Raw genomic sequence first — 23,450 nt, forward strand, 5'->3', positions numbered from 1 at the left:
TACTCCGGAGATACGAGGCGTCGGACGACCAAAGCCGTCCGTGAACCACGCCCCGCCTTAATCCAGATTCGGCCGCAACAGCCGCGTGGCGTCCTTCATCTCCACGCCCAGCCGCTGCGCGTAGTCGGCGACCTGATCCTCGCCGATCCGCGCGACGCCGAAATATTCTGCCTGCGCGTGTCCGAAATAGAAGCCGCTGACCGCCGCGGTCGGCAGCATTGCGAAGCTTTCGGTCAGCTCCAGCCCGACCTTCGCCTCCGCGTCCAGCATCTCGAACAAGCGCACCTTTAGCGAATGCTCGGGGCACGCCGGATAGCCCGGCGCCGGGCGGATGCCGCGATATTGCTCGCGGATCAGCGCGTCGTTCGTCAGCTGCTCGTCGGGCGCATAACCCCATAGCACATGACGGACGTGCGCGTGCAGCGCCTCGGCGAACGCCTCCGCCAGCCGATCGGCCAGCGCCTTCAGCAGGATGTCGTTATAATCGTCGTTATCGGCCTTGTAGCGCGCGATATGCGCATCGATGCCGTGGATGCCGACCGCGAAACCGCCGATCCAGTCGCCCGCCGGATCGATGAAGTCGGCCAAGCACATGTTCGCGCGCCCCTCGCGCTTGGCGATCTGCTGGCGCAGGAACGGCAGTCGCGTCGAATGTTCGTTGCGACGGTCGAGGTCTGGCAGGTTGAACCCGGCTGGCACGCTGCCACCGTCCGGCGAGCGTGTGTCGACCACATGGCGGTCGTGAACCCAGACGTCGTCGTCGTGGCGATGGCACGGCCACAGCCCGGCGACACCGCGCGCGGTAAGCCACTTTTCCGCGACGATCCGGTCGAGCATCGCCTGCGCGTCCGCGAACAGCGACGTGGCGCTTTCGCCGACCACGTCGTCGGTCAGGATCGCGGGGTAATTGCCCGCCAGCTCCCACGCGCGGAAGAACGGCGTCCAGTCGATATACTGCCGCAGATCGGCCAGATCCCAGTCGTTGAACACATGCACGCCCGGCTGTTTCACCGGTGCCGCCTTCAACGCCATGTCGGCCGCGAAGCCGCGCTTGCGCGCCTCGTCCAGCGGCAGCAGCTTGTTCTGCCCCTTGCCCTCGCGCGCGTCGCGCACCGCCTGATAATCGGCCGCGACGCCCGCAACATACTTGTCGCGGATCGTATCGCTGACCAGCGTCGTCGCCACGCCGACCGCGCGGCTGGCGTCCAGCACGTGCACCACCGGGCCGGTATAGGCCGGCGCGATCCGCAGCGCGGTGTGAACCTTGCTGGTCGTCGCGCCGCCGATCAGCAGCGGCATCTGCATCTCCGCGCGCTGCATCTCCTCGGCCACCGTCACCATCTCGTCCAGCGACGGCGTGATCAGCCCCGACAGCCCGATCATATCGGCGTCGTTCTCGTTCGCCGCCGCCAGTATCTTCGACCACGGTACCATCACGCCCAGGTCGATCACCTCGAAGCCGTTGCACTGGAGCACGACGCCGACGATGTTCTTGCCGATATCGTGAACGTCGCCCTTCACGGTCGCCATCACGACCTTGCCCTTGCCCTTCGCGCCCGGCTCCTTCGCGGCCTCGATGAACGGCATCAGGTGCGCAACCGCCTTCTTCATGACGCGCGCCGACTTCACGACCTGCGGCAGGAACATCTTGCCCGATCCGAACAGGTCGCCGACCACGTTCATCCCGTCCATCAACGGCCCCTCGATCACCTCGATCGGGCGCGGGAACAGCTGGCGGCATTCCTCGGTATCGTCGACCACATGCGCGTCGATGCCCTTGACCAGCGCATATTCCAGCCGCTTGGCGACCGGCAGGCTGCGCCATTCCGCGGCCTGCTTCTCGGCGACCGCATCGGTACCGCGGTATTTCTCCGCCAGCGCGACCAGCCGGTCGCCAGCTTCGGCGTCACGGTTGAGGATGACGTCTTCGCACGCCTGCCGCAGTTCGGGGTCGATCGTGTCATAGACGTCGAGCTGCCCGGCGTTGACGATCGCCATGTCCATGCCCGCGGGGATGGCGTAATACAGGAACACGGAATGCATCGCGCGGCGCACCGGCTCGTTCCCGCGGAAGCTGAACGACAGGTTCGACAGCCCGCCGGAGATATGGACGTGCGGGCAGCGCGCCTTGATCGCCTTGCACGCCTCGATGAAGTCGACGCCGTAATTGTTGTGCTCCTCGATCCCCGTCGCCACCGCGAACACGTTGGGGTCGAAGATGATGTCCTCCGGCGGGAAGCCGATGCCGATCAACAGATCATAGGCGCGGGCGCAGATCTCGACCTTGCGCGCCTGCGTATCGGCCTGCCCCACTTCGTCGAACGCCATCACGACGACGGCGGCGCCATAGTTCATGCACTTGCGGGCATGGGCCAGGAATTGCTCCTCGCCCTCCTTCATGCTGATCGAGTTCACGATCGGCTTGCCGCTGACGCATTTCAGTCCGGCCTCGATCACGTCCCACTTGGACGAATCGATCATGACCGGCACCCGCGCGATATCGGGTTCGGCGGCGATCAGCTTCAGGAACGTCGTCATGGCATGGTGCGCGTCGAGCAGCCCCTCGTCCATGTTCACGTCCACGACCTGCGCGCCATTCTCGACCTGCTGGCGCGCGACCTCGACCGCGCGATTATAGTCGCCCGCCATGATCATCTTCTTGAACGCCGCCGATCCGGTGACGTTGGTCCGCTCGCCGATGTTGACGAACTGGGTGGCGGTGCTGGTGGTCATTGCGTATCCGAGAAACGAGCGAACAGTTCGACGAGTGCGGCTTCGCCCGCGATCTCGCCGGCAGAGGTATAGCGTTCGATCTCGACGTGCCCGTCCTCGAACACCTCGATTTCCCAACGCTCGCCCGGCACCGCGGCATCGATCATGATCGCATCGTCACGAATGCTGGTGATGGTGTGGTGGATGCGTGCGGCATTGAGCCGCGCGATGATGGCAAAGGGCGTCATGCGGCCATCGTGAACGGTTCGAGCCCGGCCAGCCGTGTCTTCACCGGCGGCACCGCCACCCGGCGTGGCGCAAGGTCACGCACGCCATCGGCGATCGCCCTGATGTGCGCGGGCGTCGATCCGCAGCATCCGCCCAGTACGTTCACCTGCCCCGCAAACGCCCATTCGCCGACCAGCCCGGCGGTGGTCGCCGGCTCCTCGTCGTACGCGCCCAGTTCGTTGGGCAAACCGGCGTTCGGATAGACCATGATCAGCGTGTCGCACAATTCGCTCAGCACCTTGACGTGTGGGCGCAACTGCTCGGCACCGAACGAGCAGTTCAGCCCGATCGTCAGCGGTTTGGCGTGCCGCACCGCGTGCCAGAACGCCTCGACGGTGTGTCCGGACAGGTTGCGCCCGGACAGATCGGTCAGCGTCATCGACAGCATGATCGGCAGGTCGCGGCCCAGCGCCTCGCCCGCCTCGATCGCCGCCATGATCCCGGCCTTGGCGTTCAGCGTGTCGAACACCGTCTCGATCAGCACGAAGTCCGCACCGCCCTCGACCAGCGCGTCGATCTGCTCGCGGTACACGTCCTTCAGGTAATCGAAGTCGATCTCGCGATAGCCTGGATCGTTGACGTCGGGGCTCAGCGACAGCGTCTTGTTGGTCGGTCCGATCGCGCCGGCCACGAAGCGCGGGCGGCCGTCCTTCGCCTGATATTCGTCGGCGATCCGCCGCGCCAGCTTCGCGCTCTCGACGTTGATCTCGCGCACCAGCCCTTCGGCGCCGTAATCGGCCTGGCTGATCCGGTTCGCCGAAAACGTGTTGGTCTCCGCGATATCCGCCCCTGCCTCGAAATAGGCACGATGGATCGCCTCCGGAACCTCGGGCTTGGTCAGCGCCAGGATGTCGTTGTTGCCCTTCTGGTCGTGGCCCAGCGTCAAATGCCCGGCGTAATCCGCCTCCGATAGCTTCCAGTTCTGGATCTCCGTGCCGAACGCGCCGTCGGTGATCAGGATGCGCTTGGCCGCTTCGGCGTTGAAGGTCTCGCGTATGGTCATATGCGTGCCCCCGGGGTGAGTGCCGGGGCTCCTTGTGATACGGCATGAGGCTCCGGCCCGCGGGCCGAAGCGACGATCGGCTTACGCCGCGACCCGCCCCTGCGACGGCCGCGCCCGCGCGCCCAGCAGGTGACAGATCGCGAAGCTCAGCTCCGCCTTGTTCATCGTGTAGAAGTGCAGCTGCTTGACCCCGCCGGCATACAGCTTGCGGCACATTTCCGCCGCCACCGTCGCCGCTACCAGTTGCCGCGCGGCGGGCAGGTCGTCCAGCCCCTCGAACAGCCGCGCCAGCCAGCCGGGCACGTCGGTGTTGCACATCGCGGCCATCCGCTGGACCCCCGCGAAGCTGCCGATCGGCATGATCCCCGGCACGATCTCGGCGGTGATCCCCGCCGCCGCCGCCGCATCGCGGTAACGGAAGAACGTCTCGGCCTCGAAGAAGAATTGCGTGATCGCGCGGTTCGCGCCGGCATCCAGCTTACGCTTCAGATTGTCGAGATCGGCGGCAAGGTCCGACGAATTGGGGTGCATTTCCGGATAAGCCGCGACCGAAATCTCGAACGGGTGCAGCCGCCTCAGCCCGGCGACCAGCGCTGCGGCATTCTCATATCCGCCGGGATGCGGCGCGTAATCCGCCGCGCCCGCGGGAGGATCGCCGCGCAGCGCGACGATGTGCCGCACCCCCGCCGCCCAATATTCCTGTGCGACCGCGTCGATCTCCTCGCGAGTCGCCTCGACACAGGTCAGATGCGCCGCCGCCGGCACGTCGGTATCGCGAGCGATCCGCGCCACGGTGGCGTGGGTCCGGTCGCGTGTCGATCCGCCCGCGCCGTAAGTCACGGACAGGAAACGCGGATTCAGCGGGCACAAAGTCTCGATCGACTGCCACAGGTTTTCCTCGGCCTTGTCGGACTTGGGTGGTGAAAATTCGAAGCTGACGTCCACGTCGCCGCCGACATCGGCATAGAGGGGCGCGCCGAGCGCCACCGCACTCTCGCCATCGGCGTGGACACGCCGCGCTTCCTCAAGCTGGTTGACCGAGAACGTCATGCCGCCTTCACCTCCCGAACCGCGACGCCTTGTTTGCGCCCCAGCCACAATTTCACCGTCAACTCGCCGCCTTCCAGCGTCTGCACGCGCTCCAGCGTCAACCCGGCAGCGTCGAACCAGCCCGCGATCTGCGCATCGCCGAACCCCAGCCGGGTATGCGCCGCACGCGTGCGCAATTCCTCGCGATCATGGCTCGCGAAATCGGCGATCAGCAACCGTCCGCGCCCCGCCAGCACGCGCGCCGCCTCGGCGATCGCCGCGCCGGGCTGTTGCGCGAAATGCAGGACGTGATGGAGGATGGCGACGTCCGCACCGTCGTCCGCCAGCGGCAGCGCATACAGATCCGCCTGCCGCAACTCCGCACGCTCGCCGATCCGCGCCCGCGCCAGCCGCAGCATCTCGCTGCTCTTGTCGATGCCCAGCGCCGAATGCGCCGCCGGTGCGAACAATTCGATCATTCGCCCGGTGCCGGTGCCGATGTCGATCAACCGGCCCAGCGGCTCGCCGCCCAGCACGGCGCGCATTGCCGCCTCCACCTGCTCCTCGGCGACATGCAGCGACCGGATCGCATCCCATTCGCCGGCATGCGCCTCGAACCATGCCGCCGCCGCCGCCGCACGATCGGCGCGCACCGCCGCCAGCCGCGCCACATCGGCCTCGACATCCGCCGCCACGCCGTAAGCGTCCAGCGCCGCCATCACCGGCGCGACCCGCGCACGGTCGCCCAGCGCCACGAACACCCAGCTGCCTTCCTTGCGCCGCTCGGCCATCCCGGCATCGCACAGAATCTTTACGTGCCGCGACACACGCGGCTGGCTTTGCCCCAGCACCTGTGCCAGCTCGCCCACCGACAATTCCATCGTGCCCAGCAGCGCCACGATCCGCAGGCGCGACGCGTCGGCAAGGGCGCGAAAGATGTCGAGAGCCTGCTTCATCCCACGACATATAAAGATATCTTTATATGCGGTCAACGGATCTGCGATGGACCCTTTTGCCGCGATGTTTCGTTCGCGTGACCGCTACGGCAGTATTGCCGGCGTAACGAAACAGGGGAGAGACCCAATGAAGCGTGTTCTGACCACAGGCCTGATCGCCGCCGCCGCCCTCGGCCTTGCCGCCTGCAGCGAGCGTGCGCAGAACGAAACCGCAGAGGCAGGCAACGCGATCGCAGCCGACACTTCTGCGACCACTTCGAACGCCGTCAACGACGTCGACGCTGCCACCGATCGCGCGCTGAACAGTGCCGAGAACAGCCTCGATCGGGCCGGCGCGACGTTGCAGAACAGCGGTGACCGCGCCGCCGACGCGACCGGAAACGCAATGGTCCGCGCGGGCGAGGATCTGCGCGACAACAAGTAAGCGGGTCGGGCGGCCGCCGCCGCGCGCAGCGGCCGCCCGCAACGAAGGAAATGCGATGACCGACCTGCGGCGCCTCGGCGCTTCCGACCTGCGGATCGCGCCACTGGTGCTTGGCGGCAACGTGTTCGGCTGGACCGCCGACCGTGCCGCGTCCTTCGCGGTGCTCGATGCGTTCGTCGCGGGTGGCGGCACGATGATCGACACCGCCGACGTCTATTCCGCCTGGGTCGACGGCCATGCCGGCGGCGAATCCGAGTCGATGATCGGCGAGTGGCTGAGGGCGAGCGGTCATCGCGACAAGGTGCTTATCGCCACCAAGGTCGGGATGCTCGGCGAGGAAAAGCTCGCCCCCGCCGCGATCGTTGCGGCATGCGACGCGTCGCTGCGCCGCCTCGGCACCGATCGGATCGACCTTTATTTCGCGCACCGTGATGACGAGAGCCAGCCACAGGAAGTCGTCGCCGAAGCGTTCGCGACGCTGGTGCAGGCCGGCAAAGTCCGCGTCCTCGGCGCATCGAACTTCCACGCCGCCCGACTGAAATCCGCGATCGAGGTCGCGCGCGCCGCCGGGCTGCCCCATTACCAAGTGCTGCAACCCGAATACAACCTCGTCAGCCGTCACGCGTTCGAGGGCGAGTTGCAGGATTATTGCATCGTCGAAAATATCGGCGTGACACCCTATTACGGCCTCGCCTCCGGCTTCCTGACCGGCAAGTACCGCACCCGCGACGATCTGTCGCAAAGCGTGCGCGGCGCGCGGATGGGCGACCTGCTCGCCGGCAAGGGGCGCGCGGTACTCGATGCGATGGACGCGGTCGCGGCGGAGAACGGCGCGACGTTGGCACAGATCGCGCTCGCATGGCTGATCGCCCAGCCCGGCGTCACTGCCCCGATCGCCAGCGCCACGTCGGCACGGCAGGTCGGGGAACTGCTCGGCGCGGTCGATCTGCGGCTGAGCGACCTGCAACTCGAACGGCTGACCGTCGCCGGTGCCTGACGCGGCGCGGCGGTGGGTGTTGCGGCTGGCGCTGGTCGTCACCGCCTTCGCCGCGTCACCCGCGCACGCCTCGATTACGATCACTTTCTGGAGCCGCGACTTCGGCAATTACTTCCCGCATGCGTTTTTCATGCTGCGCGGCACGCCCGACGCCGGAGGAGCGCCAGTGGACGCCAGCTACGGCTTTACCGCAAAATCGCTCAGCCCTGCGTTGCTGTTCGGCAACGTAAAGGGCAGGGTCGAGCGGCCGAAGCCCGGTTACATCGCGGGCAGCCACGTCCGTTTCGCCCGCACCCTCACCGATGCGCAATATGCCGCGATCCTGTCGCTGGTGCGCGAATGGGACGAACGCACCGGCGATGCCACCTACAACCTCGGCAAGCGCAATTGCGTCACCTTCGTGCGCGAGGCGGCGCGACGTTCCGGCCTGACGATCGTCGAATTCCCCAAACTCATGAAGAAACCCAGCAGCTATCTGCGCGCGGTCATCGCCGCGCAGCCGCAGGCGGTGACGGTGATCGACCGCACCGGCAAGGAGTTTCTCGCCACGCTGCCCCCCCTGAACGGTGCCGTTCCGATCGACGCGCCGATCTCCACCCCCGGCACCATGCCGGGCAAGAAGGACGAATGATCCGTGCCGTCCGTGCCACGCCGTCCGCGTGACTTCCGCGCCAACGCCCCTACCCGGCCGGCACCAGTTCCAGCACGTCCAGCGTCGATTCGAATGCCGGATAGGGCATCGCCACCCTCCACCGCTGCGATTCGATCCGCTCGACCCAGCCCGCCACGTCGCGGGTCCGGTCGGCGCCATATCGATAGGCACGCGCCTCATCCCCCAGCATCAGCGTGCCCAGCAACGCCGCGCGATCCCCTTCCGCAGGGTAGATCGTTCCAACCTGCCGCTGCGATCCGTTCAGCTTCACCAGCCGCACCTCGCCCTGCGCGGAGGGCGTGATGCGACAGTCGAACCATGGGTAGGTGACGAACCCGCCCACACCCGGCTCAACGGGCGGCTTCACCCCCAGCCTGAACGTGCGACAGCGATACGCCCCGGCCGGCGGCACCGGATCGGCCAGCGCCGCCTCGATCGTGAACAGCGCGCCCTGACCGGCCAGTTCAGCGCCGTCCGCCTGCGCCAACGCTTGCGTCCATGCGTCACGCCAGCGCCGCATCCGCGCACGGTCCGCGGGGGTCGCCCGCATGCGCCACGATTCAGCGGTGCCGGCCCCCAATGGCAACGTCGCCGCCGCCCCGCCTCCGCATACCGCCAGACATAGGAACAGCGCGCCCGCCGCGCGCTTCACGCGGCGGTCCAGCCACCATCGACCGAAAGGTTCGCACCGGTGATCGCCTTGGCCTCATCCCGACAAAGGAACAGCGCCAGTGCGGCGACCTGTTCCGGCGTCACGAATTCCTTGGTGGGCTGCGCGGCCAGCAGCACGTCGTCGATCACCTGCTCGCGCGTCAGCCCGCGCGCCGTCATCGTATCCGGGATCTGCTTTTCGACCAGTGGCGTCCATACATAGCCGGGCGAGATGCAGTTCGCGGTGATCCCGTCGGTTGCCGTCTCCAGCGCCACGGTCTTGGTCAGCCCGACCAGCCCGTGCTTGGCCGCGACATAGGCCGATTTGTTGGGACTCGCGACCTGGCTGTGCGCCGACGCGGTGGAGACGATACGGCCCCAGCCGCGTGCGCGCATGTGCGGGATCGCGGCGCGCATCGCGTGGAACGCGCTCGACAGGTTGATCGCGATGATCGCGTCCCACTTCCCGACCGGAAAATCCGCCACGCCGCACACATGCTGGATACCGGCGTTATTGATCAGGATGTCCGGCCCGCCCCATGCCGAATGCGCGCGCGCGACCATCGTCGCGATTGCCGCCGGATCGGTCATATCCGCCGCATCGTACAGCGCCTCGCCCGCGCCCAGCGCGGCGACGCTTGCGCGCGCCTCCTCGACCGCATCCGCCTCGCCCAGCCCGTTCAGCATCACGTGCGCACCCGCGTCGGCCAGCGCGCGCGCCACCGCCAGCCCGATGCCCGACGTCGATCCCGTCACGATCGCGCTCTTGCCCTTCAGGAACATTTTCGGCCTCCGGTATCGTGATCGTCGTCTCTCCATCGCCGTGCGCGCCGGACGTTGCAACCCGCACGGCGTGGCGCGCATTCATGCCGTATCGGCAACGACCTGCGTTTCGGGGGAGACCAACCATGCGGCTCGACGATTACGACAATGATATCAACGTCGGTGAAGCGCGCGGCGGTGGCGGTGGGCTTGGCGGTGGTGGTGGCGGCGGCGGCTTGCTGCTCGGCCTGTTGCCGATGATCGGCAGCCGCTTCGGCTGTGGCGGGGTGGTCGTCGTGCTGATCCTGCTGGCGGTATTCGGCGGCCTCGGCAATCTTGGCGGGATGCTCGGCGGCGGCACCGGCGGCAGCAGCGTACCGCAGGTCGGCAGCCCACCATCGCGAGAGACGATCCAACAGGTCTGTGATGCCTCGCCTGCCCGTCGCGATACCTGCCGCGCGTTCAGCAATGCGCAGAATACGTGGGAGAAAATCTTCGCGAGCGAGAGTCAGTCGTTCAGCCCGCCGAAATTGCAATTCTTCACCGGCAGCGGCGAGTCAGGTTGCGGCTCGGCAATGTCAGCAATGGGGCCGTTCTATTGCCCCACCGACCGCGGCATATACCTCGACACGAGCTTCTTCGATGAACTATCCAGCAAGTACAAGGCTGGCGGTGACTTCGCGCAATATTACGTGATCGCGCACGAATTCGGCCATCACATTCAGAATCTGCTCGGCACCTCGTCGCAGGTGCAGCAGGCACAGCGCCGCGCGGGCGAAGCGGAAGGCAATGCATTGTCGGTGCGGCTCGAGCTTCAGGCCGATTGCTACGCCGGCGTCTGGGCCTCCCTGAACCGCGACCGTCTCGATCCGGGTGACGTGGAGGAGGGGATGCGCGCGGCGCAGGCGATCGGCGACGACACGCTGCAACGTCAGGCACAGGGTCGCGTCGTCCCCGACAGCTTCACCCACGGCACATCGGCACAACGTCAGGAATGGTTGCGCAAGGGCATGGAAAGCAATGGTAATCCAGCGGCCTGTGACACCTTCTCGGGGCAAATATAGTATCGCACATACCGGAATCGTATTCGCTCATCACGCCGAGCCAACATCGTCACCGTTGGTTCGGCGTAACGATAATGTAAATAAAAACACTTCCCTGAAACAGGGTTGCGCATCATGGAAGCCTACGATTCCGGGGATGCGCGACAATGGCCAAGGCAATTCTGTTACCGAACGTGCAGGTCGCGCGCGGCCTGGCTGCGGCCATGGTCGTCGCCCAGCACGCGTTCGACCAGACGCACAATCATCCGATCGCCGGCATCGCCGAAACCAGCTTTTTCAACAAGACGTCGCTCGGCAATGGTGTGGATATCTTCTTCGTCATCAGCGGATTTATCATGGTGTATATCACCGGTAGCGACAAAAGCGACGAGGTGCGGCCCGGCACTTTCTTCCTGCGCCGCCTGCAACGGGTAGCGCCCCTATACTGGTTGTTCACGTTGCTGATGATCGCAGCGGCACTCGCCAACCCCGGCAGTGTAAACAAGGGACTGGGATCTGCATGGCACGTCGTGTCGTCGTTCCTGTTCATTCCGTCCGAACGGCCGGACGGCATGCTGCACCCGGTGCTGGGATTGGGCTGGACGCTCAATTACGAGTTCTTCTTTTACAGCGTCTTTGCGTTGGCGCTCTTTGCAGGACGCCATCGGGCACCCTTTATCGTCAGCGGCCTGTTCGTTCTGCTCGCGATCTTCGGCTCCTACGCCCCGCACGGGGCGCTGTCGTTCTGGAGCAAATCGATCATCCTCGAATTCGTCATGGGCATGGCCCTCGCCGGACTTTTCCTGACCGGCCGACGGATGAACATGCCGGCTGCGATTGCCGTGGCAGCGATCGGCATCGCCGCGACGTTGTTCTTCCCGTTGCTAATCCCCGAGGCGCCGCGGTTCGTCGTCAGCGGCCTGCCATCGTTGGCAATCGTCGCGGTTGCCGTTCTTTCGGCCCAGCGTGCATCGGCACGGCTGCCTGCGATGATCGGCGACGCGTCCTATGCGATCTACCTCAGCCATCCATTCGCGCTCAACATCACCACCGCCATCTGGCGAAAGGCGCATCTACCCGCCGTCACGGCGCTCTATCTCGCCGCGCTCTTCTGCGCCTCGCTGATACTTGGCTATATCGTCCACCGCCTCGTCGAGATGCCGATCGCCAGGTACGTCAAGCGCCTGCGCCCGTACATCGAGCGGTCCGGCAACCCGCATCCCGCACTGGCCGGCTAACCCTGGCACGAAAACCCCGAGCCTTGCGGCCCGGGGCTTCCTCACGACAACTACGCCGCGAGAGCGGAGTGGGCGTCACCGGCTCAATACGTGCCGGAGAAGCTGCTGTTCAGGTTCGTATCCTTCCCCGTCGTGTCGGTGCTTGAGGTCGACGCGCCCGTGGACGTCCCGCTGCTCGCAGTTGAACCTGTTCCCGCGCCAGTGCTACCGGACGCGCTCGACGATCCCGCCTGGCTGCCATAGCCGGTCGAGTTGCCTGACCGCTGCGACGCGCCGCGCTCGTTGTCGCCGTAACCGAACAGCGCCTGATTCTCCTCCTCGTTGCGCCAGTGGCGCTTGGCCTCGTCAGCGGTTTTGGACAACGTCACCTTCTTGTCCTCGACCGACGTGATCCAACGCGACGGGATCGAGTGGTGCTGTCCGCCGGCATCGCGGTCGGTCTTGGTCAGCAGGATACGGTCGCCACGCACCTTGTCGACGGTGCCGACGTGGCTGCCGTCGGAGCCGAGCACTTCGTCATGCTCCTTCACCTTCTCCAGCGATGCGCGCTGCGTCTGGCGCTCACTGCGGAACGACGAGAACTCGTTCTCGAACCGGCTCCGGTTTTCCTGCCGATACTCGTCGTAGTCGCGGTCGAGTGCCGCGATCTGGCCAGAACGCCAGCTGTGGTAATCGCCGTCGCGGTCGCGCCCGCCCTGCTGCTGGTAATAACGGTCGTCGTAGCGGCTGTCCGCCTCGCGGCGCCGTTCGGCATCCTCATCGCCGAACCAACTGCGGACCTCGTCGCCCGCCCGCGCCAGGAAGCCACGGTCCTCATAGTCATAGCCTTGCGGCTGCCGCCCGTAATCGCCGCGATCGCGGTGCCGGCCGCCCTCACGTCCGCCACGATAATTGTCGTCGTCAGCATGCCGCCGGGAACCGACATCCTCGAACCGCCGCCCATCGGAGGCATAGCTGCCGTGATATTCGCTGTCCCGGCCCGGCCGCGACTGACCATATTGCTGGGCACCATAGCCGCCGTACCGCTGCTCGCCGTAACCGCCGCCCGACTGGCCGCCGCGCTGGACGCCGTAATTGCCCGAACGCTGGCCGTACCCGCCGCGATCGTCGTCCCGCTGGCTGCGATAGCCGCGCTCGTCGTCACGGTCGTAGCTGCCGAAGCCGCCCCGCTGCTGCCCATATCCTTCGCGCTGGCTGCGGTTGTCGCTTTGCGCGTAGCTGTCGCGCTGGCCGTATCGATCGCGCCCACCACGCGCACCGCGATCGTCGTCGCGGTCGAACGCCCCAGCCGCCGCGTAATCGCGGGCGCTGGAATAGCTGCCTTGACGGCCGGAGCCATAATCGCGGCCGTAATCCTGAGTCTCGCTGCGACCGTAATAGTCGTCCTGCGGGTTGGTCCCGCGCGGGTAGCGTTCGTAGCCCATGATGTTTCTCCTGCGTCCAACACAGTCGCGCTCCGCTTTGCGGCGTCACGACGGTACGCTTAGGAAAGCTGATCTGGCGCAATCGTTCCTGTCGTTACGGGGACTTAACGGACTTTCGTCGCGCTGCGCCCCGCTCGGTCGACATTAAAAAGTGATGATGCGGCCAGCCTCGGCGGTTGCGTCGCCCGACGATCGCGGTTAAGGGCGGCGCTCCCGGCATCTGCCGGGCTTGGCGGGCGGGGCTGTAGCTCAGATGGGAGAGCGCTGCAATCGCACTGCAGAGGTCAGGGGTTCGATTCCCCTCAGCTCCACCACCCGCCCGCAAGCTGCCGAACCGCAGTTGATCCGTGACAACCCGGCGAATTTTACGATCGCTTGTTACATTCAGAGCAGGGTGCTGCAGACCGGTGGGCGTACCGCGATCGGATCGACAGCAGTTAACATTCGCGCCGGGACAGTCGCGCCGGGTCGTGCCGCTTGAGCTTCACCAAGCCACTCGCACCAGATCGAACGGGCGGCGTGGCCATTGCAGGATCCCGCCCGGCGTACGGTTGATCAGACCGCAGGCACCTTTCCGGATTGGGACAGCCAAATCACCGCGAAGATTGACTGGACCTGTCCCGAACAGGTGGAGAGGCACGTGTTCAGCATGACGCGGTTCGTTCGAACTGCGCTGGACTGATGTGGTCGAGCCCGCAGTGGCGCCGGACCGGATTGTAGAAGGCGTCGATGCAGCGGGCAATGGCTTGGCCTGCCTCGTTACGGGCGTAGAAGACGGTGCGCCAGACCAGTTCGGGTTCGATGGCCTTGAAGAACGTCTCGGCCATGGCGTTGCATCAACGTGCCAACCAAACAGAACAACAGCGGCGACGTGCTGACGACGTGATGGATACCCGCGACAAATCGTACGTTTAGAGGAAGCTTGCCGCTCTCCGGCAGGCTTGCTGTCGCGATGGCCATGCTACCGTAGCGAAGAGGAGGTGGCATGAAGAACGAAACGCTACTTGGGGCGGTCGCACTGACCGCGTTCGTCGCGGCTCCGGCGTTGGCTCAGGATCGCCCCTCCGGCGATCGCCCTTCCTGGCAGAAGGCGAGTTTCGAAGGCGACAGCGCGATCTCTCCATCGAGCGCGACGGCAACCGTCTCGGCGAGCAGCGTCCCGCAAGCGATGGAGCGGCTCGGCGGCAACGATACGAGCCTCGACCTGTCGTTGGGCACGCTGTACGGTGCCGGAAAGTTCGGGACGAACTCTACCACCACCATTTGGAGCTCCGCGCTGAGCGCCCGGGTTCATGTCGAGAACCTGACCGTGTCCGCCTCCTTGCCGTGGATGCAGATCCGCAGCCGGTCGACGATCTTCACCGGCATCGATGCGACGCCGGTACTGGTCGCGCCCAATACGTCGGCCACGAAACGAACAGCAGAGGGATTTGGCGACCTGACGCTCGGAGCCGCTTACACGATCGCGCCGGCGGGTTCGCGGCTTGAGGTCGAGCTTTCCGGGCGCGCCAAAATCAACACCGCCAGCAGCAGTAGCGGCCTCTCCAGCGGCGCAAACGATTACGCTGTAGGGGCTGACGTGTCCGTGCCGTTAGGCGCAGTGACGCCTTTTGCCTCGTTTACCTATCGGTTCCTGGGCGACACGAACGCTTTCACCCTTCGTGACGGACCGGCTGCCTCGACGGGCGCGTCGATCGCGCTTGGCAGCGGGGCGTTCCTCGTCGGTTCCTACCATTATTCGAGCGCCGCGACACGACAGGTCTCCGCGGCGCACGAGTTGTTCGCGGGCGTGTCGCAACGGCTTGCGGGAACACCACTTCGCCTGACCGGCTTTCTCACCACCGGCCTATCGCGCGGTGCCGCCGCGATCTCGGGCGGAGCCGCGCTTTCGATCGGACTTGGCCCGCGCACCGGGATTTAGTGTGCGCCTGTACGAAAATAGTGGATGATCGCCATGCAACGTGACCTTCCAGACGAAAGGATCGAGCGCGTCTACGCAATCGGTGACGTGCATGGTCGTCTCGACCTGTTTACCAAGCTGATCGGACGCATCGGCCGCGACCACGAAGTCAGGTCGTCGGGCGCGGCGAAGATCATCCTTCTGGGCGACATCATCGATCGTGGCGCCGATGGCGCGGCGATGGTGCATGGGTGCATGAAGCTGACCGCCGCAAGCGATCGCTTCGTGGTTTTGAAGGGCAATCATGAGGAAATGATGGTACAGGCGTTGGACGGTGATCTGAAAACCTATCGCGCATGGCTGGAGTTCGGCGGCCGGGAGACGCTGATCAGCTGGGGTGTGGACCTGGCTGCCGTCACCGCGGACGCCACCAAATCCGATCTGCGCAGGGCGGCCAGAAGGGTCGGTCCTGCGGTGCTGACGTGGCTTGACCAACTGCCACTCTACTCCCAGCACGACAGCTTCGTATTCGTACATGCCGGTATCAGGCCCGCTATACCGCTTGGGCAACAAGATCCTGGCGACATGCTTTGGATCACCGATGATTTCCTCGAGTCTGAACTGGATCATGGCGTGACGGTGGTGCACGGGCATTCGATCACGGACGATGGGCCCGATGTGCGAGCAAACCGCATCGGCATCGACACCGGCGCTTTTCGAACCGACCGCCTGACCGCCATAAGGATCGAACGGGGTGATGTCTGCTTTGCCGACACATATGGACACGATGACTTCGTGCCGCTGTCTAGCGACCGCTTCTTGGGCCGGCCACGATGAACATTCCCCGCGCCTTTGAAGATGATCGGTTGAACGCCGATCTAGCGGCGATCCTTCGCTTGCGCGACCGCGCAGATCCGCCCTTGATCGACCATCCACCTCATCGGGCGCGAAATACCCTCACGAGCGCATTACGATCGCCCCGAGCATCGGCGACGATTGGTGTGTCGTTCTTCATCGCCATGCTGGGAACCACCGCCTTTCTGATGTACCATTCGCCCGGCAAAGAACTAGTCGACGCCGTTCCAGTACCTTCCACGCCCCAGCTACGCGCAGACAAGGCGCCAGCAAGTCACCCGGCCTCTGCGGCAACCATCGGCGACGCCAAATCTGCAACCGTGCTTGCTGCGGGTTCTCGCATTATCCAAGGAGCGGGCGGAGCAAGCCAGGACAGCAGACACGGTCGATCGGCGCTCAGGTCACGATCGAAAGTCCAGTCACGACGAAGCTACCCAGCGACCGCCGTTGCGGATTCTGAAGGCAAGTTCAGCACGCCGGTCTTGTTGGAAAGTCAAGGAAAGCTCGAAGCCCGGCCCGCAACCGATCTGGCGCAGAATTTTACGACGCTTCCGCTACAGCATGTCAAAGTTTATGTTGACCAAACAAGCGATGCATCACCCACTTCTCCTGACGCCGGCGGGGAAGATCAATCGGCGCAGGCGCGACGGAATAGCGTCGCTGCTATACGGGCTCTTCGTCGCCAGTGGTAGCCTTGGAAAAACAACAATTCGCCTAAGCGTCATAATAGTTCGAGAAGCCAATACGTCTTCTTCGGCTCCGGGTTTTGAACGCCCATGCTGATAGCATGGCGCCGGTCAACGGCGGCAGGGACATCAAAAGGGTAACGTCACTTGGATCCCTGACGTTGGCGATACCGCACGAGAGCGCGGTAGCCGCCGTGTAGAAGATACATGCGACCATCACCCTGCTTCGTCTGACACGCTCATAGGCGGGAAACGGCAGAACTACGATCAAGGCCAGCACACCGAAGCATAGCGGGGCCAGCGCAAAGATTGGCACGCTACTGACGTATGCCGACCCGCCAATGACCACCGCCATAATAACCGAGATCAAACAAAATGCTCTCAACAATCCCATTGCAGCTTCCCTGGGCAATTGATCTAACGCCGATTTATCCTCACGCCGCCGGCTACATGGAGAGGATAATAGCGATATTCCAGACTATTTTATGCGGCCGCTGCACTAATTAAAAATCCCGCCCGCTTCTAATCAGCCTGAGAATCGCGCAAACTCCTGCCACGTCTTTCCGCATGCATCACCTGCCACATGCATCGGTGAGAGGCCGTCGGTTTCTCATCCAAGTTGAGGGTGAGCATCAGGCGTTCATTCGGCGGCGACCTTGGCCATGGCAGCACCATATTCGACTGGCGTCAGCCAGCCAAGCGATGTGTGAGGACAGCTCTCGTCATAGCCGCGCCGCCAAGCCTCGATCTTGGCCGGGCGTCCTCCAGCGACAGGAACCAGCGCGGGTTCGGCGCGCAGGCCAATTTCACCTATATCGACGTGAGCAGGTGGTGCCGGCGGCAGCGAACTTCGCGGGCGGGCGCGACACGCTGCCCGGCGTGTCGAAGTACAGCTTCGACGTCATCGGCCTTTGCGAACCGGGCCCGGCAAGCGTGCGGCTGGCCTATAACTACCGCAGCGCCAACGTCGACGGCTTCGGCGCGCGAGGCGTATTCACGACCGTCTATTCGGATGCGGTCGGCCGCCTCGACCTGTCGGCCAGCTACAATGTACACGACAACATCGCGCTGACGGTCGACGCCACCAACCTGGTGCGCACGCCCTACCACAGCTACGTCAAGGACGCGCGCTATCCGCGCGACGTGCGTTGGGAAGCCAGCCTGTTGTCGGCGGGGGTGCTTCCGCTTCTGACCGACGGCGGCGAGGAGAAGGTGGATGTTCGGATGCTCGGCGCGTCCGGCCATCACCTCCTCCCCCTTCGACGTCAGAAGCGCGCCCGCACCACGCCGAAGACGCTGCGCGGATCGGCCGGCGCGTGCAGCCGCTGCGTGCCGTCGAACCAGACATATTCGTAGCGGTCATTCGTCAGGTTGCGCACCTGCGCGGACACTTCGATCGCCTTGGTCATGCGATAGGCAAGTTCGGCGGTGACCTGAAAATAATTGCCATAGCGCCCCTGGCTGTTCGCGGTATCCAGTTCGTAGGACGACTGGCCGTTACCCCATAGCGAGGCGCGCCACGGCAGTGTGTCCGGTGCCCATTCCACCCCGGCGGTAAAGACGTCGCGGGGCACGTGATCGATCTCGTTACCCGCGGTCAGCGGAGCGGACGGGTCGGCGACGCGGATGACCGCTTTCTGGTGCGACCAGCTGGCCCATGCCGACAGACCCGGCACCGGTTGCACGCTGGCCTCAAGATCGAGGCCGCGCCGGCGCGTCTCGCCGAGGTTGTCGAACTCGCCCGAGGGATCGTTGAGCCGCCGTCGCAACTCGCCGCCTGCGGTCTGTTGCCAGATCGCCGCGCGCGCGGTCAGCCAGCGCCCCCGCGCCAGCTTCACCCCAGCCTCGAACCCCTCGTTGATCGATGGTTCGACGTCGCGGACCCGTGGCGGCACGACGAACGCACCCGAACCGGCCCCGATCTGGAAGGTGCGGCCGTAATTGGCGTACGCGGCGAGCCCGGCGAGCGGTGCCAGTGCCACCGACAGCTTGGGCTGGCTGATTGTGCCATAGTCGTTCAGCGGATAGTCGCGACCGTTCAGCCGGTTGGTGTAACTGCCGCCGACGCGATCGATCCGCCATGCCGGGGTGATCGTCAGCCAACCTAGCGGCGTCACGATCGCCTGCACGTAGCCGCCGCCCACCGTCAGGTCGAAATCCTGATCGCGCGTCGCCGCGATGATCGTACGCCGATTGGTCGTCCAGCGCAGGCTGCGATTGTGCTGCCATTGCACGTCGCCGCCCACCTCCGCCATCAGCCAGTCGGCGGCATGCCAGTGCAATCCGGTGACGATGCCATATTGCTGCTCATCGGTCAGCCGCTGCTGCTGCGCGACGTTGGCGGAAAAGCGAACGTAGCGATTGTCGTCGATACTGTTGGCGTAGCCGACCGCGGTCAACGAAACGCGCGACGTCAGATCGGCATCGAGGTGCAGGCTGTATTGCGACAGCTCGCGGATGCCGCCATCCGTCTCCGACACCGCGTAGGAGCGCCGTCGATCCGTGCTCGCGTCGGCATCGGTGAGATAGCCGGGCTCCTCCGCATCCGCGCGGCCGTGACGGACGGTCAGCCCGAGCCGCGCCGGGCCGAAGTCGTAGAACCACTTGCCCGCGAAGTTCAGCCGTTCGAGGTCGGCATGTTCGCGATAGCCATGCGAGCGCCGATAGCCGAGCAGGTAGTTCTGGCTGAGTCCGCCCGCCTCTACCCCTGCGGACACTTGCGCGTCATAGGTGCCGAACGCCCCGCCGATCGCGCGCGCATCGATGTAGGTGCCGCCGGTGCGCGTCTTGATGTTCGCGCTGCCTGCGATCGCATGCAGACCCCAGCGCGGGTCGGATGTTCCCCTCACCAGTTCGACCGAGGCGATGTCGAGCGGAGAGATCAGGTCGATGAAATCCATGCGCCCGGCATTGTCGTTGGCGGGAACGCCGTCGATCAGCAGCTTGACCGCGTTGATCTCACCCTCGCCATTGAACCCGCGGATCGAGAACCGGCCCGACGTCGTTCCCTGATTATAGTCGGTGAGCACCACGCCCGGCAGCCGTGCGAACAGCTCCCACGCGTTGTCGACATTCTGGCGTTGCGCCACGTCGCCGCCGAGCACGTCGACGGAGGTCAGCACGTTGGCGGTCGACCGCGCCATCGAACCAGCGGTGACGACGATGTCGCCGGAGCCGATCGCGACCTGCGTATCGGGGCGGGTTCGATCATCGGATTCCGGCGAACGATCCTGCGCGATGGCCGGGAGGGTGGTCAGGAAGGACGCGGCGACGCCCGTCAACAACTTCATGCGAGACATGGATGTACCTTGGAAGATGGCGGCGTAATCGCCGACGATGGTCGGCGTGATGCCGCCGGCACGCACCCGACCAGCGGCAAGGGCGCGGTCGTCTGGCGGTCGGGCGGCATCACGCCATGGTGCAAGGCCCGGCTCTCCGGCGCGGTTGTTCGCGCAGAGGCTGTCGAGCGGTATCCGACCACGCATCGGCTCCCGCGCTTCGGCGCAGGAGCAGGCGGCCGTCAGGTCGACGGCAGCGGCGGTCCGCGCAAAGGCGGGCGTAGATACGGCGCGACCGGGAGCAGCGCCCGCGGTCTGGTCCGCAGCGCCATGCCCGCTACCACGGCGAGCGCGGCCACCAGCATGACGGGATCGACCGCACCCAGCACCTGCGCCGAAAGCCCGGCGTAGGCACACGGCATGTCGACCTTCCCGTGATCGGTTGGCGCGCCACGATCCGGCGCGTCATGGTGCATCGCCGCCATGTCGTCGTCCACGGTCGTGGTCGCGGTGCCCGGGCATACCATGATGGTGAAGGAACTGTGATCGTTGCCGATCATGTAGCCAGCCGGCACGATCAGCTTCATCAGAAGCGCCGCCGCGCAGATCAGCACGGCCAGGTGGCGTAGCGCGAGGAGATGCCGGACGACGGTCACGCAGACAGATTACGGCGATCGGGCGCAGGTGTCACTTGTGCATTTTCCTTCGAGCCGCGCGCCGACTACATCGAAGGAAGAGCACCGCATCCGGCGGTTATGGGTTGCGCCGGCAGACGCGCGATGCGACATTCCATGGCGGGTGGCCGGCTCCTTTTCACTGGGGACGGGCAGGTTTTCACGCTGGTCGGGCCGCCAGCGGCGTCACTCGGCCGGAAACCTTCATGACCATCACCCCTCACCTGCGTGCGAGCGCGATCCGCCGCTTCCTCGCCTCGCAATCGTCCGCCGGGCTGATGTTGATGGGCGCGGCCCTTGCGGCACTGGTGATCGCCAATTCTCCCTGGGCGGCGGACTATGACGCCATACTCCATGCGCGCATCGGGTCGCTGAGCGTCGGTCATTGGATCGACGACGGGTTGATGGCGATCTTCTTCCTGCTGGTGGGGCTGGAGATAAAACGTGAGATGGTGGACGGCCAACTGTCGACATGGTCGCGCCGCATTCTACCGGGCGTGGCGGCGATGGGCGGCATGATCGCGCCGGCGCTGGTCTATCTGGCGTTCAATACCGGCGCCACCGCTGCCGGCTGGGCCATCCCCGCAGCGACCGACATCGCCTTCGCCCTCGGCGTGATCGCGCTGCTCGGGGACCGCGTTCCCGCGTCGCTGCGCGTGTTCCTCGCGGCGCTGGCGATCATCGACGATCTGGGTGCGGTCGCGATCATCGCGCTGTTCTACACCAGCGGCGTGTCGCTGCCCGATCTCGCCGGGGCAGGCGCCGTGTTGATCGTCCTTGCGTTCATGAACCGCCTCGGCGTGCGGCGACTATCGCCCTATCTCCTCGTCGGGATAGTGCTGTGGGTGCTGGTGTTGCGATCCGGCGTCCATGCGACGCTGGCCGGCGTGATGCTGGCCTTCACCATCCCGATGGCGCGCACGCCGGCACGGCCGGATGCGGGCTGCGCAAGCCCGCTGCACCGGCTGGAGCGGGCGCTGCATGTCCCGGTGAGCTTTTTCGTCGTTCCCGTGTTCGGTCTGGCGAATGCGGCAGTGCCGGTCCTCGGCCTTCCCGCCGGTGCGCTTCTCGCGCCGGTGACGCTGGGCGTCGCGGCCGGCCTGGCGATCGGCAAGGTGGTTGGCGTGTTCGGTGTCGCGAGCCTTGCCATCCGGGCCGGACTGGCGGACATGCCCGCGCACGCCGGGCGGCGCCAGTTGCTGGGTGTCGCCATGCTGTGCGGCATTGGCTTTACGATGAGCATCTTCATCACGTTGCTCGCCTTTCCCGGCGATCCGTTGCTCCAGACCGAGGCGAAGATCGGCGTGCTGGCGGGTTCGTTCCTCGCCGGGACGATCGGCTACGCCATCCTGCGGTTTACGCGATCGGAATAGCGGGCCCGGCGGCTTCGTTGACGGCGCGCGTCTTCACTGCCTTGTCGCGGATGTCCCGATGTCGCCCAAGATCGGTTGCAGCGTCAGCAACGCCTGCGTCCGATTGACGACGCCCAGCTTGCGAAAGATCGCGGTCAGATGCGCTTTCACCGTCGCCTCGCTCACGTCCAGGTCCCGTGCGATCTGTTTGTTGGCACGGCCGTCCGCAAGCGCGACCAGAACGCGCATCTGCGCGGCGGACAGGGTCGACAGACGCTGGGTCATCTCCTGGGCATGGAGCGACGGCTCGGCATCGCTGGGGAACACCGTACCGCCGGCGAGCAGCCGTCGCAGGATCGCCACCGTCTCGTCCATGCTGACGCTTTTCAGGATGAAGCCCGCCGCCCCCAGCGCCTTGGCGGTGCTGACGAGGATCGGTCCGTCGCGATCGGAGAACAGTGCGATCGGCGTGCGGCCAAGCCGGTGCTGGATCGCCATCAACCCCGAAAAACCGTTGCTGTCGGGTAGCAGCAGATCAAGGATGCAGCATTGATAGCCGGCCGTGCGCGCGATCAATTGCTCTGCCTCCGCGACGCTGGCCGCCTGATCGACGACCGCGCCGGGTAGCGCGAAGGAGGAGGCGAGGCGCAGTCCCTCCCGCATCAGGGGATGATGTTCTACCACCAGCACACGTGACGTCGGCACCCCTGCTTCTCCCCTGTATCGATCTCCGCCGTATGTGCGGGCGACGGACCGACCTGACACTCTCCGGAAATTATCGTGCGATTTTAACGACGTGAAACGAAAAATGATTCGTGGCTAGTACAAAACTACCATCCACCGCACGCGCCAGTCGGGTGAAGGTTCCCGTATCAGCCAAAAAAGGTGCCGGCGACGTTAGACATCGGTCTAATCCGCAGGGTGTTGAGAAAGGCAGGTAATCACCTGTTTACCTAGGGAGCGCCAGATCCAGCCCATCAATCGGGAGGACAGGCACTTGTTTAGGTTGCATTTTTTGGCTTCCGTCGCGGCATTCGCCACGATCGCGACCTCTGCCGGTGCCGACACCGCAGGCACGATCGACGTATCTTTGAACGTCACGAGCGCCTGCGTCATTAACGGTGCTGCGGCACTTCAGGCGAACGCCGGCACGGTCGGCACGCTGCGCTTCCCCGATCAGCCCGGCGTGTTCGGCACCGCCGATGCCGAACTGGTCGGCGCAGCTGGCACCGGCGCCATGTCGGTGCTGTGCTCGCCGGGTGTGTCGCCCAAGCTGACGATCGGATCGGGCAGTCACGATGCGGCCGGGCGACGCCAGCTGGCGTATAACGGCATGTCGGTTCCGTACCGACTGTTCACGGATGCCAGCCGCACGACCGAGATCGGCATCGGCCAGCAGATCGCACTGCCGGTTGCGACCAACACCGCCGCCGTCGTGCCGATCTACTCACGGATCAGCGGTGCCGGCTATGTGCTTCCGGCCGGCGCGTACGTGGACACCGTTCAGGTCACGCTGAGCTGGTGAC

The 23,450-nt window shown here is 65.3% G+C and carries 24 protein-coding genes, 1 tRNA gene and 1 pseudogene; 12 read left to right on the forward strand and 14 right to left on the reverse strand.

Features of this window, described 5'->3' with window-relative positions; translation table 11 throughout:
• Nucleotides 1-57: 57 nt before the first annotated feature.
• The 5 genes from metH to ASE95_RS05540 form a co-directional block, all read right to left on the reverse strand.
• A complete protein-coding gene (gene metH, locus ASE95_RS05520) occupies nucleotides 58-2,733 on the reverse strand; it encodes a methionine synthase (protein WP_056632458.1) in 2,676 nt (891 codons plus the stop codon).
• The gene (locus ASE95_RS05525; protein WP_022687539.1) at nucleotides 2,730-2,960 is read right to left on the reverse strand and encodes a hypothetical protein; all 231 of its coding nucleotides are present in this window, start codon (nucleotides 2,958-2,960) and stop codon (nucleotides 2,730-2,732) included. Before ASE95_RS05525 ends, metH begins: the two co-directional genes overlap by 4 nt.
• Complete coding sequence (locus ASE95_RS05530; protein ID WP_056632461.1) at nucleotides 2,957-4,003, reverse strand: homocysteine S-methyltransferase family protein; 1,047 nt, start codon at nucleotides 4,001-4,003, stop codon at nucleotides 2,957-2,959. The genes ASE95_RS05525 and ASE95_RS05530 overlap by 4 nt, the downstream gene beginning before the upstream one ends.
• 81 nt (nucleotides 4,004-4,084) lie before the next feature.
• Nucleotides 4,085-5,053, reverse strand: coding sequence for a methylenetetrahydrofolate reductase [NAD(P)H] (gene metF, locus ASE95_RS05535; protein ID WP_056632464.1), 969 nt, complete (start codon nucleotides 5,051-5,053; stop codon nucleotides 4,085-4,087).
• Nucleotides 5,050-5,988: an ArsR/SmtB family transcription factor gene (locus tag ASE95_RS05540; protein WP_056632466.1), complete on the reverse strand. Its 939-nt coding sequence runs from the start codon at nucleotides 5,986-5,988 to the stop codon at nucleotides 5,050-5,052. Before ASE95_RS05540 ends, metF begins: the two co-directional genes overlap by 4 nt.
• 127 nt (nucleotides 5,989-6,115) lie before the next feature.
• Between ASE95_RS05540 and ASE95_RS05545 the strand changes: the two genes are divergently transcribed.
• Genes ASE95_RS05545 through ASE95_RS05555 form a run of 3 tightly spaced genes read left to right on the forward strand, consistent with a single transcriptional unit; the run spans nucleotide 6,116 to nucleotide 8,040 of the window.
• Entirely contained in the window at nucleotides 6,116-6,412 is a 297-nt protein-coding gene (locus ASE95_RS05545; protein WP_056632469.1) for a hypothetical protein, read from the forward strand.
• A 55-nt stretch (nucleotides 6,413-6,467) separates the two neighbouring features.
• Nucleotides 6,468-7,409 (forward strand): aldo/keto reductase, encoded by a 942-nt coding sequence (locus ASE95_RS05550; protein WP_056632472.1) that lies wholly within the window; start codon nucleotides 6,468-6,470, stop codon nucleotides 7,407-7,409.
• On the forward strand, nucleotides 7,402-8,040 hold the full coding sequence (locus tag ASE95_RS05555; RefSeq protein ID WP_056632474.1) for a hypothetical protein: 639 nt from the start codon (nucleotides 7,402-7,404) through the stop codon (nucleotides 8,038-8,040). Before ASE95_RS05550 ends, ASE95_RS05555 begins: the two co-directional genes overlap by 8 nt.
• Nucleotides 8,041-8,089: 49 nt before the next feature.
• Here the strand turns inward: ASE95_RS05555 and ASE95_RS05560 are convergent, their stop codons facing one another.
• Both ASE95_RS05560 and ASE95_RS05565 read right to left on the reverse strand, forming a co-directional pair.
• Complete coding sequence (locus tag ASE95_RS05560) at nucleotides 8,090-8,713, reverse strand: DUF4893 domain-containing protein (RefSeq protein ID WP_056632477.1); 624 nt, start codon at nucleotides 8,711-8,713, stop codon at nucleotides 8,090-8,092.
• Complete coding sequence (locus ASE95_RS05565) at nucleotides 8,710-9,495, reverse strand: 3-hydroxybutyrate dehydrogenase (RefSeq protein WP_056632480.1); 786 nt, start codon at nucleotides 9,493-9,495, stop codon at nucleotides 8,710-8,712. The genes ASE95_RS05560 and ASE95_RS05565 overlap by 4 nt, the downstream gene beginning before the upstream one ends.
• 125 nt (nucleotides 9,496-9,620) lie before the next feature.
• On the opposite strand from ASE95_RS05565, the gene ypfJ reads away from it, so the two are divergent.
• Together ypfJ and ASE95_RS05575 are read left to right on the forward strand one after the other, a co-directional pair.
• Nucleotides 9,621-10,538 (forward strand): KPN_02809 family neutral zinc metallopeptidase, encoded by a 918-nt coding sequence (gene ypfJ, locus ASE95_RS05570; RefSeq protein WP_056632483.1) that lies wholly within the window; start codon nucleotides 9,621-9,623, stop codon nucleotides 10,536-10,538.
• A gap of 146 nt (nucleotides 10,539-10,684) precedes the next feature.
• Nucleotides 10,685-11,755 carry an acyltransferase family protein gene (locus tag ASE95_RS05575; protein ID WP_056632486.1) on the forward strand — a complete coding sequence of 357 codons (1,071 nt, stop codon included), beginning with the start codon at nucleotides 10,685-10,687 and terminating at the stop codon, nucleotides 11,753-11,755.
• Nucleotides 11,756-11,838: 83 nt separating this feature from the next.
• Here ASE95_RS05575 and ASE95_RS05580 read toward each other — a convergent pair whose 3' ends face one another.
• Nucleotides 11,839-13,179, reverse strand: coding sequence for a DUF2171 domain-containing protein (locus ASE95_RS05580; protein ID WP_056632488.1), 1,341 nt, complete (start codon nucleotides 13,177-13,179; stop codon nucleotides 11,839-11,841).
• A gap of 238 nt (nucleotides 13,180-13,417) precedes the next feature.
• Here ASE95_RS05580 and ASE95_RS05585 point away from each other — a divergent pair.
• Nucleotides 13,418-13,493: transfer RNA gene (locus tag ASE95_RS05585), tRNA-Ala, on the forward strand.
• Nucleotides 13,494-13,823: 330 nt separating this feature from the next.
• Here the strand turns inward: ASE95_RS05585 and ASE95_RS05590 are convergent.
• Complete coding sequence (locus tag ASE95_RS05590; RefSeq protein ID WP_082449561.1) at nucleotides 13,824-14,006, reverse strand: IS3 family transposase; 183 nt, start codon at nucleotides 14,004-14,006, stop codon at nucleotides 13,824-13,826.
• A gap of 158 nt (nucleotides 14,007-14,164) precedes the next feature.
• On the opposite strand from ASE95_RS05590, the gene ASE95_RS05595 reads away from it, so the two are divergent.
• From ASE95_RS05595 to ASE95_RS17560, 3 genes are read left to right on the forward strand one after another with little or no spacing between them, the layout of a single operon-like run.
• The gene (locus tag ASE95_RS05595; RefSeq protein ID WP_056632492.1) at nucleotides 14,165-15,100 is read left to right on the forward strand and encodes a hypothetical protein; all 936 of its coding nucleotides are present in this window, start codon (nucleotides 14,165-14,167) and stop codon (nucleotides 15,098-15,100) included.
• 24 nt (nucleotides 15,101-15,124) lie between these two features.
• Nucleotides 15,125-15,916: a metallophosphoesterase gene (locus tag ASE95_RS05600; protein ID WP_082449562.1), complete on the forward strand. Its 792-nt coding sequence runs from the start codon at nucleotides 15,125-15,127 to the stop codon at nucleotides 15,914-15,916.
• Nucleotides 15,913-16,626 (forward strand): hypothetical protein, encoded by a 714-nt coding sequence (locus ASE95_RS17560; protein ID WP_156347883.1) that lies wholly within the window; start codon nucleotides 15,913-15,915, stop codon nucleotides 16,624-16,626. The genes ASE95_RS05600 and ASE95_RS17560 overlap by 4 nt, the downstream gene beginning before the upstream one ends.
• A 22-nt stretch (nucleotides 16,627-16,648) precedes the next feature.
• Here the strand turns inward: ASE95_RS17560 and ASE95_RS05605 are convergent, their stop codons facing one another.
• Together ASE95_RS05605 and ASE95_RS18215 are read right to left on the reverse strand one after the other, a co-directional pair.
• Nucleotides 16,649-17,014: a hypothetical protein gene (locus ASE95_RS05605; RefSeq protein ID WP_156347884.1), complete on the reverse strand. Its 366-nt coding sequence runs from the start codon at nucleotides 17,012-17,014 to the stop codon at nucleotides 16,649-16,651.
• Between the two features lie 246 nt (nucleotides 17,015-17,260).
• Nucleotides 17,261-17,409: pseudogene (locus ASE95_RS18215) on the reverse strand (integrase core domain-containing protein); the annotation flags it as partial.
• A 42-nt stretch (nucleotides 17,410-17,451) separates the two neighbouring features.
• On the opposite strand from ASE95_RS18215, the gene ASE95_RS05610 reads away from it, so the two are divergent.
• Entirely contained in the window at nucleotides 17,452-17,976 is a 525-nt protein-coding gene (locus ASE95_RS05610; protein ID WP_156347885.1) for a hypothetical protein, read from the forward strand.
• Here the strand turns inward: ASE95_RS05610 and ASE95_RS05615 are convergent.
• Both ASE95_RS05615 and ASE95_RS05620 read right to left on the reverse strand, forming a co-directional pair.
• The gene (locus ASE95_RS05615) at nucleotides 17,886-19,910 is read right to left on the reverse strand and encodes a TonB-dependent receptor (RefSeq protein ID WP_200918740.1); all 2,025 of its coding nucleotides are present in this window, start codon (nucleotides 19,908-19,910) and stop codon (nucleotides 17,886-17,888) included. The genes ASE95_RS05610 and ASE95_RS05615 overlap by 91 nt on opposite strands.
• 230 nt (nucleotides 19,911-20,140) lie before the next feature.
• Complete coding sequence (locus ASE95_RS05620) at nucleotides 20,141-20,554, reverse strand: DUF2946 family protein (RefSeq protein WP_056632502.1); 414 nt, start codon at nucleotides 20,552-20,554, stop codon at nucleotides 20,141-20,143.
• A gap of 224 nt (nucleotides 20,555-20,778) precedes the next feature.
• On the opposite strand from ASE95_RS05620, the gene nhaA reads away from it, so the two are divergent.
• Complete coding sequence (gene nhaA, locus ASE95_RS05625; RefSeq protein WP_056632505.1) at nucleotides 20,779-21,945, forward strand: Na+/H+ antiporter NhaA; 1,167 nt, start codon at nucleotides 20,779-20,781, stop codon at nucleotides 21,943-21,945.
• Between the two features lie 33 nt (nucleotides 21,946-21,978).
• Here the strand turns inward: nhaA and ASE95_RS05630 are convergent, their stop codons facing one another.
• Nucleotides 21,979-22,629: a response regulator transcription factor gene (locus ASE95_RS05630; protein WP_156347886.1), complete on the reverse strand. Its 651-nt coding sequence runs from the start codon at nucleotides 22,627-22,629 to the stop codon at nucleotides 21,979-21,981.
• Between the two features lie 310 nt (nucleotides 22,630-22,939).
• Here ASE95_RS05630 and ASE95_RS05635 point away from each other — a divergent pair, with 310 nt between their 5' ends.
• Entirely contained in the window at nucleotides 22,940-23,449 is a 510-nt protein-coding gene (locus ASE95_RS05635; protein ID WP_056632508.1) for a Csu type fimbrial protein, read from the forward strand.
• The last annotated feature ends 1 nt before the right edge of the window (nucleotide 23,450 follow it).

The organism is Sphingomonas sp. Leaf231 (assembly GCF_001421995.1).
Lineage (GTDB): Bacteria > Pseudomonadota > Alphaproteobacteria > Sphingomonadales > Sphingomonadaceae > Sphingomonas.